We start from the raw sequence: 10828 nt of genomic DNA on the forward strand, positions 1-10828 counted from the left end.
TTTTTCCTGAAAAAATGAATTCATTAGCTTTCATACTGCTGGAGGATAAAGGATGATTTGGACAGCAAAAAATCATAACGATTAAAACTTGATTGTTGCCTAGAGGCTTTGTATAAAGAATTCAGTGGCTTTTACTAAAGCATATTGTTCTTATGCGTTTGATCAGTCATAATTTGCATAAGCAATATTCAATTCAGTGCAAATCTATTGAATTTGCTACAAATCAAAATACAAACCCATCCCAAATATGTTTTCTCATTCTCTTCGGATGGACAAATAGGATAGTTTTTTAAAATGACTCAGCAAGCACAGACCATTCAGGGTTCCATTGTCGCAATCGTCACCCCCATGTTTGAAGATGGCAGCGTAGATTGGAAGGGTCTCGAGAAGCTGGTTGAGTGGCATATTGCAGAAGGCACTAACAGCATTGTGGCTGTAGGTACTACTGGTGAAGCATCAACGCTCAGCATGAGCGAGCACACTCAAGTGATCAAAGAAATCATTCGTGTTGCCAACAAACGTATTCCTATCATTGCCGGTACAGGCGCAAACTCGACTCGTGAAGCAATCGAGCTGACTCAGGAAGCCAAAGAACTTGGCGCTGATGCTGCCCTGCTGGTTACTCCTTACTACAACAAACCGACTCAGGAAGGTTTATACCAGCATTATAAAGCCATTGCTGAAGCGGTTGACCTACCTCAAATTCTTTATAACGTTCCAGGCCGTACTGGCGTGGATATGGCTAATGAAACCGTGATCCGTCTGGCAGATATTCCACAGATCGTGGGCATTAAAGATGCAACAGGTGATGTAGCCCGTGGTGCTGCCCTGATTGAAGGTCTGGCAGGTAAAAACATGACCGTTTACTCAGGTGATGATGCAACTGCCTATGAGTTAATGGGTCATGGTGCCAAAGGTAATATCTCTGTGACTGCCAACGTTGCACCTAAAGTCATGAGTGAAGTATGTGCTGCAGCCATTGCAGGCGATGCTGCACGTGCTGAAGAGCTCAATGCTCAGGTTGCAAATTTACACAATATTCTATTTTGCGAATCAAACCCAATTCCTGTGAAATGGGCTCTCCATGATATGGGCTTAATTGGTACAGGTATTCGCCTTCCATTAACACCACTTGCAGAACAATATCGCGCTCCGCTTCATGAGGCACTTGTAGAAGCGAGCGTCATTAAATAAAGAGCAACGATTATGCAATTACGTTTAGGACTTACCCTGGCACTTTCAGTATTCAGTTTAGCAGGTTGTAGTTCAATGGCCTTTAAAAACGGTACCTTGGACTATAAAGAAACAACCACGCTGCAACCATTACAATATCCTGAAGGGTCAATGGTTCGTCCTGCAACGCCTTTGTACCCTGCTCCGACAGTGGATCCGCTTGCCCTGGAAAATGCACCAAAGCTTGAAAATCAGCGTGGTAACCGCTTTGCGATGCCACGCCCTACTGCACAGCCAGTAAATTCAACTCAAGCAGATGAAACTCAAGAAAATTTTTCAGGAAAGCCGCAATTAGTCACTGACGGAAATCAAAATCCACTGCTCAAAATTGATGGAAATGCTGCTACAATATGGCAATACACTCTTGCCACGCTTAGCAGCCTTAACCATTCTATCGTTGGTCAAAATAAAGATCGTTATGAAGTAACGATTCAGGTTGATCAGCAAACCTATGTTTTAAGACTCTCTCCCGCAGGTTCGAGTAACACCCTGGCTGTGTTTAATCCCGATAACAGTTTTGCCGACCGCGAAAAAGCAGCAGAACTGTTAAACCAGATTTACCAAAATTGGCCAGCCTAGACATTTTCTAGGCATTTTTTTTTGTAGAAGGTTCCCTCATGTTAAAACAAACCTTGCTCTATACTGGTAAAGCGAAATCTGTCTATACCACGGACAGTGAAGACCACCTGATTTTAGTTTTTCGTGACGATGCGTCCGCATTCAATGGCGAAAAAATCGAACAACTGGATCGTAAAGGTAAGGTGAATAACCGTTTTAACGCCTTCATCATGGAAAAGCTGGCTGCTGCTGGTATTGAAACTCATTTTGAGAAACTGCTGACACCAACTGAAGTGTTAGTGAAAAAACTTAAAATGATTCCAGTAGAATGTGTGGTACGTAACTATGCTGCGGGTTCTTTATGCCGTCGTCTGGGTGTAGAAGAAGGTAAAGAATTAACGCCTCCTACATTCGAATTGTTCTTCAAGGATGACGCGCTAGGCGATCCAATGGTGAACGAATCTCAAGCGATTGCTTTAGGTTGGGCGACTGCTGAACAACTGGCAAAAATGAAAGAACTGACTTACCAAGTGAACGATGTGCTTAAAGCATTATTCGAAGCGGGTAATATGCTTCTGGTTGACTTTAAACTTGAATTTGGTGTGTTCCACGACCGTATCGTACTGGGTGACGAATTCTCTCCAGACGGTTGCCGTCTATGGGATAAAGACACCAAGAAAAAACTGGATAAAGACCGTTTCCGTCAAGGCCTAGGCGGCGTGGTTGAAGCGTACGAAGAAGTTGCAGCACGTTTAGGTATCAATCTTGAAGATATCTAAGCACTAATAGTGCTTCAAAGAACCGGGTTAATAACCCGGTTTTTTATTGTCTAATCTTATGATCGAAAAAATGAATTTTATTAATAAAAATGATCGTTTTTACATTATTCAATGCATGCCTTAATATTACTGCATCCCAGCAACATCCCCAGCAGATGCAATCCATCTGATGTTGCTGACCAGATTTATACCCTTACCCTCTAGGATGTATCTCCCCCAAGACATCCTATTTCAGCCCAATTCTCCTTGAATTGGGCTTTTTTTTGCTTATTGCTGCTGTTGTTCCTGCTGCCAGCGACGTTGTTGCAGACGTTCGCCTTCTACTTCACGCTTATTACGTGCCGATTCGTACAGCTTGGTGCCTTTCAGCTCAGGCGGCAGGTAATCTTGCAGGACAAAATGTTCCGGATAGTTGTGCGGATACAGATAATTTACCCCATAGCCCTGCTCTTTCATCATTTTGGTCGGTGCATTACGTAGATGTAAAGGCACTGGCAAATTGGCCGTTTTTTCAGCCAGATCCATCGCCTTGTTAATCGCCAGATAGGTACTATTACTTTTGGCACTAGTCGCCAGGTAAACCGCACATTGTCCCAGAATAATCCGGCATTCCGGCATGCCAATCGCTTGAACTGAGCGGAAGCATTCGCCCGCCAGCAACAAGGCATTCGGATTGGAATTGCCAATATCTTCTGATGCTGCAATCAGCATACGGCGGGCAATAAAGACCGGATCTTCACCACCTTTGAGCATACGCGCCATCCAGTACAGGGCAGCATCCGGATCACTGCCACGAATCGACTTGATGAAGGCCGAAACCAGATCATAGTGCTGTTCGCCAGATTTGTCATAACGGGCAATATTCTGCTGTGCGACTTTGACCACAATCGCATTGGTAATGATATTTTCCTGGTCAGCCTCAAAGGTACTGGCAATCAGATCCAGCAAATTGAGGGCCTTACGCGCATCCCCAGCGGCAAACTGCAATAAGACGTCAAATTCTTCAATCTGGATATAGCGTTCCTGCAGAAATTTGTCAGTCTGAATCGCCTGAGTCAGTAAAGTCTGAATCGCTTCATCACTCAGCGCATTTAAGGTATAGACCTGACAACGTGACAGCAAGGCACTATTGACTTCAAAAGATGGATTTTCCGTCGTCGCACCAATCAAGGTAATTTTGCCTTTTTCGACGGCATTCAGCAGTGCATCCTGCTGGGATTTATTAAAACGGTGAATCTCGTCAATAAACACCACGGGCGTCAGCAGATCACCACTTTCTGCAATGACTTCACGCAACTCCTTCACACCAGTATTAAGTGCAGACAGGCTGATAAATGGCCGGTCCACCGCTTGGGCAAGTAGCAAGGCAATTGTGGTTTTACCTACTCCAGGTGGCCCCCAGAAGATAATCGATGGTAAATGCCCCTGGTCAATCATCTGACGTAGAGGTGCATTCTCTCCAAGCAAGTGATCCTGCCCGATAATTTCTGTAAGGTCGCGAGGCCGCAAGCGTTCTGGAAGCGGGATATGACTGTCTGACATCTTATTATTGGCTCAAATTAAATTCTGCTTTCATTCTAACACCGGTAGTTTTGATTCCAATATTTCAAACATTTATGAGAAAAATTTAATTTATGTAAGAAAGCTCTATTTTTTTTACAATGAATGGATTAATCTTATGAAAAGTAGATAAATAGAACATGATTAATTACAGGTGAATAACCTTGTAAATTTCACATTGTCTCATATTAATTAGAATGGACTTGAGCAACTGATTGGATGCTCTTTGGGTGGTATCGGTGGGGATGCATGAAGCATAATAAATCTAGACGAACAACTGCAGAATGCGCTGAGTCGCTTATTTCAACCTCGATACAATCTTCTAATGAGCAACAGGCAAAATACAGATTATTACAGGACCTAATCAATGATGTGCCACATCCACTCTGGGTGCTGGGCAAAGATAATATTGAATATTTTAATCAGGCACTTTCGGATTATTTAGGCACCAATTTAAGTAAATATGGTCCTAAAGAATGGCAAAGCCTGATTCATCCAGATGATCAACCAGCGTTTTCTAAGCAATGGCATGCTGCACTGAATCAGCAACAAGGCTTTAATACCCAGTGCCGGATTAAATCGGCTGATTCCAGCTACCGTATGTGTGCCTTGGCTATTAAGTTTCAGCATACCGCGGAACATCTGCTGCAATGGTCGGTATCACTGACAGACATCCATGAATATTTTGAGATTCAGCAACAGCTGTCTCAGGTCATTTCTACCCAGAAAAACATGCTGGATGCCAGTGTCGACTGTATTAAAGTGATGTCTCCACAAGGCGAGATCCGTCATATCAATCAGTCGGCCTGTCATAAGTTAGGGATTGATCCTGAACAGCAGCCTGCCCCGCATTTATGGTTAAACCTGTTACCCGCTGAAGTTAAAAAAACCGGACAACGCGCTTTAAAACAGGCTGCTCAAGGCTTAAATAGCCGTTTTGTAGAAAAAGCCCAGACGGAGAATGAGGACCCAGAATATTGGGATCATTTGCTGACTCCAGTTCTGGACGAAAATAATACTCCCCAAAATATCTTGTGTGTTTCACGCAATATCAGCCAGCAAAAAATAGCCGAAAGCCGTTTAAAAGCCGTGATTCAGCGTGATGAACTGACCGGACTGTATAATCGTAATGCCTTTTATAAGACCTTTAAACAGGTGCTGCTAAAAGCCAAGCAACAGCAAATGATGGTTGGCCTGCTCCTGATCGACTTGGACTATTTCCGGCATATCAATGACACCCTGAGTCATATTGCCGGAGATCATTTGTTGCATGTCTTGGGCAAGCGTTTTCAGGCCTGTTTTGGCTCCAACAATATAGTCGTTGCCCGTCTGGGCGGAGATGAGTTTGCCATTCTGGTCAAAAACTTGGAAAACGAAGCCCAGCTGATTAATACCGCACAACTGGCCTATGCTCAACTAGAACAACCAGTGAGTTATGTCGGCCATCGTATGAGTATCGGCATGAGTATTGGTTGTACCGTTTATCCGCGTGATGCCCAGAATAGTTCCAACCTGCTGAAATGTGCCGATATTGCCCTGAATGATCTGAAAAATAGTGGTCGTGGCGGGATTCGCATGTTTAATCAGGAGATGTTCCGGTCACTGGAAAACATGACCAAACAACTGACGCTGGCACGCAAGATTATTCATGCGGATCAGATCATTCCTTATTATCAGCCTAAGGTCCGTCTCTCCGATGGTGAGGTGATTGGTTTTGAGGCCTTATTGCGTTGGCAGGATCAACAGCATCAGATCCAGTTACCCTCTCATATTTTTTCAGCGTTCCAGGACTATGATCTGGCTTCGCGCATCAGTGAAACCATGCAGCTAAAAGTCTTTGAGGATATGAGCCGCTGGCAGGCCGAAGGTCTGGATATACTGCCAATTTCAATCAATGCAGCTCCAGTTGAATTCCTGCGCGATGACTATGCTGAGAAATTTCTGGCTCGTCTGTCCCGATTCAATATTCCTGCGCATAAGGTTGAGCTGGAAATTACCGAGCAGAGCTTGTCTGAAGGCGGAGCCAATTATGTGATCCGGGCACTGAACCTGCTGAAAAAACATGGAATTCATATTTCTCTGGATGACTTCGGTACCGGTCATTCTTCCCTGACCCGTTTGCAGGAATATCCGGTCGACTGCATCAAGATTGATCGCAACTTTGTAGAACGCATGAACAATGATCCGTCTGCGCTGGCCATTGTCAAAGCCATTACCCAGATTGGTTCCAGTATTTCTCTGGATGTATTGGTCGAGGGTATTGAAAATACTGAACAACTGGACACGCTGATCAATTGTGATTGCCAGATCGGACAAGGTTTTTATTTTTATCGTCCTATGTCCGGGTCTTCAGCACAGCAACTGCTACAACAGGCCGCTTAATTTTTTTATTTAATCATTTGACGGGGTTGGATTGCGCTAATCATTAGCGCACCCAGCGCACGATATATTCATCAATTTCATCTTCATCAATATCGACTTCACTTAAGCAGCGACCAGCAGAGGATTTTTTGGCCTGAATCACGCTTTGTCGTGAACCCGTCTTCAGATAATGCCAGGATGGCAGGCTTTTCCCTTCAGCAACTCGGCGATAAGCACAGCTTGAGGGTAACCAGTGAATAGTGTCCAGTTTCTCAGGTGTCAGCTGGATACAATCCGGCACATATTGCAGCCGGTTCGGATAATCCGAACAGCGGGCAGTTTTGCAGTCCAGTAATTTGCAAGCCACTTTGGTATAGGCGACTTCGTGGGTGTCTTCATCTTCCAGCTTGATCAGGCAGCAAAGCCCACAACCGTCACAAAGCGCTTCCCATTCTTCTGGCGTCAGCTCAGTGAGACTATATTTTTTCCAGAAGTATGGACGTAAGGCATCAGACATAATCAAAACGGCTATGGTAAAAATCAGCTTATTATACCAAGTCTCAACAAAGGAAATGTAGGGACATGAATCTTATTAATATCACGTAAACTATTGTTAAATCAGAGACAGTACATCAACAAAACACTAACAGTGCCCAAAATCGAATATTCCTATACTGGATTTGAGAATAAAAACACATGGAGAATTGATATGTTTCGCTGGGCTATTATTTTTGCTGTGATTGCCTTGATTGCCAGTCTACTTGGTTTCGGTGGAGTAGCAGGCTTATCTAAGGATTTCGCAATTATCTTATTGGTGATTGCCGTTATTCTTGCCATTGTTGGTTTCCTTTCTCGCGGCAAGGTCTAGCGACTGAGTTCTGCTTAAGGAAAAGTTTCCTACAGAAAAAACAAGAGCCATTTGGCTCTTGTTTTTTTATGCGCCCAAAATGAATTACGGTTTGATATGGCGTGGTCTGAAACCAGCAGCGACCAATGCGGCCAAATACGCCACGACTCCTACCACACATAAAATCAGCACTTCCAGTACACGCATCCACTGTGATACATCACCATTGTACCAGCTCAGTGCATAGGCCAAGGCTGCAATCATCACCACATTGGCAAACATGAATTGCATAAAGATTTTTTTCCAGTGTGCCCCAAAACGGAAAATATTGCGTTGATGCAGATAAAAATACAGCAGACCCGCATTGACCATGGCTGAACCGGTCGAAGCCAGTGCTAGTGCCATATGCTCCGCTTCCCAATGAATCAGCTTAAAGAAACCAATAAAGATCACGTTCAGAATCGCATTGGCTGCTACCGCCATTAAACCGACGCGTACCGGTGTACGGGTATCCTGCTGGGCATAGAAGCCGGGAGCAAAGACTTTAATCAGCATAAAAGCAATCACACCACCACTCATACATTGCAGTGCCAAGGCAGTCATCTGGGTATCTTCAAAGGTAAACTGTCCACGTTCAAACAATGCCTGAATAATCGGTGTTGACAGCATGAACAAGGCAATACTGGCTGGTAGACCCACCAGCACAATGACTTTCGCTGCCCAATCCATCATGTCGCGGAATTTTTCCGGATTCTTTTCCGTATGCTGTGTGGATAAAGACGGCAGAATCACGGTACCAATTGCCACGCCAATCAGACCCAATGGCAACTCGGTCATGCGTTCAGCACTATATAACCACGACACTGAACCGTCCTGCATGAAAGAAGCCCAAACCGTATTCAGTAACAGGTTGATCTGGGTGACGGATACACCAAATAAAGCGGGTAGCATCAGTTTCATGATGCGATCCACCCCTTCATGCTTGAAGTCCACTTTCGGTGGAATCAGCAGGTTTTTACGCCATAACTCTGGAATCTGGATTGCCAGCTGCAAAATCCCGGCAATGACGACGGCCCAGCCTAGCGCCATAATCGGCTCTGCCATAAAAGGAGTGAGCCAGAGCGCACCGGCAATCATGGCAATATTCAATAAAACCGGAGCAAAGGCTGGCGTACTAAAAGAGCCATAACTGTTAAGAATACTGCTGGCAAAAGCCGTTAATGACATAAACAGCAGGTAGGGAATGGTCAGGCGGAACATGTCTGTGGCCAGCGCAAACTTTGTTTCATCGCCATGAAACCCTGGCGCATAGATATACATGATCACCGGTGCGGCAATGATGGCAATCATGGTCAGGGTGGTCATGAAGGTAGCCAGACAGCCAAAGACCCGGCTGATCAGGATCTGCACTTCTGCATGGGTGCGACTGGTCTTATATTCAGTCAGTACCGGAATAAAGGCTTGGGAGAATGCCCCTTCTGCAAAGAGTCGTCTGAAAAAGTTTGGAATACGAAATGCCACCACGAAGGTATCGAAATCTTTACCGGCACCGAATACATTCAGTAAAACCACATCCCGGACCAATCCCAGAACCCGCGACAACATGGTCATCGCACTGACAATTACGGTCGAACGCCAAAGCGCCATCCTATTCACCTAATAATTAATTTGGGCCTATTGTAATGAAACTTGCAAAAGAAGTTCATTGCTTAATCACATGACTTCCTGAAGGGTCATGGGTTCTTATAATGTTGTAACTGGGCACGAAAAGCACACCAGTCAAAATATGGTCCCGGATCGGTTTTACGTCCCGGTGCAATATCCGAATGTCCGGCAATATGCTGCTGCATTTTTGGATAATAGTCTTGCAAACAGGCGGTGACTTTGACCAAGGCATCATATTGTGCCTGTTCAAACGGCAGGTCATCACTGCCTTCCAGTTCAATCCCGATGGAATAATCATTACATTCTTTTTTGGCCAGATAGTTAGAACGACCTGCATGCCAGGCTCGGTCATTGAAATTCACAAACTGCAGCACTTCACCAGAACGCAAAATCAGCAGATGCGCCGACACCTGCATGCCTTCAATAGTCCGAAAATACGGATGCACTGACCACTCCAGCTGATTCTGAAAAAACTGTTCAATATAGCCACCACCAAACTGTGACGGCGGCAGACTGATGTTATGGATCACCAGTAACTGGATGTCGGTATGTTCAGGCCGCTGATTAAAATTTGGAGAAGGGATCTGGCGCGCCCCGAGCAATTGCCCGTCCCGGATTTGAAACTCAGCTGCCTGTTGCATAAAACTGTCCTGTACAAAAATAAAATCTGCAATATCAGGATTGCAGCCGGCTTAATGCTAAAACTTTCATAGGCAAATCTCAATTCATCCCGGCAGGCTGTATGAAAAATCGCTCATTTTAATGTAACGGTGTTAAGATAACGCACAATTTTTCACGGCTAAAAAAGATACGGAAATACTCATGAGCATATCTCAGGCTTTGCTAGAACAGTCGATTCAGATCAATATTCAACAGGCACTCTCCGAAGATATTGGCGATGGTGACATTACTGCCCTGCTGACTCCTGAAGATGAACAGGCGACTGCCACGATTATTAGCCGTGAAGCAATGGTTCTTGCTGGTCAGCCTTGGGTCAATGCCCTGATTCAGGCCTATGATCCGAGTGTAGAAGTGATCTGGCTAAAAAATGACGGCGATCATGTCGCTGCCAATGAAGCTTTTCTAAAACTGGCCGGTTCTGCACGTAGCCTACTGACTGTAGAACGCCCTGCCCTGAACTTTGTACAGACGCTGTCTGCAGTTGCGACCAAAACAGCAACCTATGTCAAAGAGTTGGACGGTCTGCATACCAAGCTCTTAGATACCCGTAAAACGCTGCCAGGCTTACGTATTGCCCAAAAATATGCTGTTGCTGTCGGTGGTGGTCAGAATCACCGTCTGGGCCTATTCGATGCCTTTTTGATTAAAGAAAATCATATTATGGCAGCCGGCGGCATTCGCCAGGCGATTGCCATGGCCCACCAGATTGCACCGGGTAAACCAGTTGAAGTGGAAGTTGAAACCTGGGATGAACTGAATCAGGCCCTAGAAGCCGAGGCTGATATCGTGATGCTGGATAATTTCAGTCAGCAGCAAATGATTGATGCGGTCAAACATGTGGCTGGTCGCTGTAAACTGGAAGCCTCAGGCAATATCACCATTGATAACTTACGTGAAGTGGCGAGTACAGGCGTAGATTATATTTCGATGGGCGTACTAACCAAAGATGTCAAAGCCATTGACCTGTCGATGCGTTTTAATGGTTAAAGTCTTATTATTAAAAAAGGGTGCCATAGCCATTGCTGTCCCACAATTTTTCACAAGAGGAAGCTCAAATGAGCTTCCTCTTGTTTTATGGGTATTTTATCGGGTGAAAATAAAGCTTTTAAAGTTCTTCTTTCAAACAAATTCACTTGAATTATTC

The 10828-nt window shown here is 44.7% G+C and carries 10 protein-coding genes; 6 read left to right on the forward strand and 4 right to left on the reverse strand.

Translation table 11 applies throughout. The annotated features are described in order from the left end of the window. The first annotated feature begins 294 nt into the window (after positions 1-294). Genes dapA through purC form a run of 3 tightly spaced genes read left to right on the forward strand, consistent with a single transcriptional unit; the run spans position 295 to position 2570 of the window. Positions 295-1194 carry a 4-hydroxy-tetrahydrodipicolinate synthase gene (gene dapA / locus FTV14_RS05520; protein ID WP_125278859.1) on the forward strand — a complete coding sequence of 300 codons (900 nt, stop codon included), beginning with the start codon at positions 295-297 and terminating at the stop codon, positions 1192-1194. Positions 1195-1206: 12 nt separating this feature from the next. Further along, positions 1207-1812 (forward strand): lipoprotein-34 precursor (NlpB), encoded by a 606-nt coding sequence (locus tag FTV14_RS05525; RefSeq protein WP_034703997.1) that lies wholly within the window; start codon positions 1207-1209, stop codon positions 1810-1812. Positions 1813-1850: 38 nt separating this feature from the next. Next, the gene (gene purC, locus FTV14_RS05530) at positions 1851-2570 is read left to right on the forward strand and encodes a phosphoribosylaminoimidazolesuccinocarboxamide synthase (RefSeq protein ID WP_004781395.1); all 720 of its coding nucleotides are present in this window, start codon (positions 1851-1853) and stop codon (positions 2568-2570) included. A gap of 267 nt (positions 2571-2837) precedes the next feature. On the opposite strand, the gene FTV14_RS05535 is transcribed toward purC, so the two are convergent. Continuing rightward, a complete protein-coding gene (locus tag FTV14_RS05535; RefSeq protein ID WP_180031978.1) occupies positions 2838-4112 on the reverse strand; it encodes a replication-associated recombination protein A in 1275 nt (424 codons plus the stop codon). A 267-nt stretch (positions 4113-4379) separates the two neighbouring features. Between FTV14_RS05535 and FTV14_RS05540 the strand changes: the two genes are divergently transcribed. After that, positions 4380-6512, forward strand: coding sequence for a bifunctional diguanylate cyclase/phosphodiesterase (locus FTV14_RS05540; protein ID WP_180031980.1), 2133 nt, complete (start codon positions 4380-4382; stop codon positions 6510-6512). 43 nt (positions 6513-6555) lie between these two features. Here FTV14_RS05540 and FTV14_RS05545 read toward each other — a convergent pair whose 3' ends face one another. Further along, positions 6556-7008, reverse strand: coding sequence for a YcgN family cysteine cluster protein (locus FTV14_RS05545; RefSeq protein ID WP_180053493.1), 453 nt, complete (start codon positions 7006-7008; stop codon positions 6556-6558). Positions 7009-7200: 192 nt separating this feature from the next. Between FTV14_RS05545 and FTV14_RS05550 the strand changes: the two genes are divergently transcribed. Then, on the forward strand, positions 7201-7359 hold the full coding sequence (locus FTV14_RS05550; protein WP_004647174.1) for a DUF1328 domain-containing protein: 159 nt from the start codon (positions 7201-7203) through the stop codon (positions 7357-7359). 84 nt (positions 7360-7443) lie between these two features. Here FTV14_RS05550 and murJ read toward each other — a convergent pair whose 3' ends face one another. Together murJ and ampD are read right to left on the reverse strand one after the other, a co-directional pair. Further along, positions 7444-8994 (reverse strand): murein biosynthesis integral membrane protein MurJ, encoded by a 1551-nt coding sequence (murJ, locus tag FTV14_RS05555; RefSeq protein WP_180053494.1) that lies wholly within the window; start codon positions 8992-8994, stop codon positions 7444-7446. A gap of 77 nt (positions 8995-9071) precedes the next feature. After that, entirely contained in the window at positions 9072-9644 is a 573-nt protein-coding gene (gene ampD, locus FTV14_RS05560; protein WP_159124180.1) for a 1,6-anhydro-N-acetylmuramyl-L-alanine amidase AmpD, read from the reverse strand. 181 nt (positions 9645-9825) lie between these two features. On the opposite strand from ampD, the gene nadC reads away from it, so the two are divergent. Next, a complete protein-coding gene (gene nadC, locus FTV14_RS05565; protein WP_034704010.1) occupies positions 9826-10671 on the forward strand; it encodes a carboxylating nicotinate-nucleotide diphosphorylase in 846 nt (281 codons plus the stop codon). The last annotated feature ends 157 nt before the right edge of the window (positions 10672-10828 follow it).

The organism is Acinetobacter sp. YH12236, assembly GCF_013417645.1.
In the GTDB taxonomy this organism is placed as follows: Bacteria; Pseudomonadota; Gammaproteobacteria; order Pseudomonadales; family Moraxellaceae; genus Acinetobacter.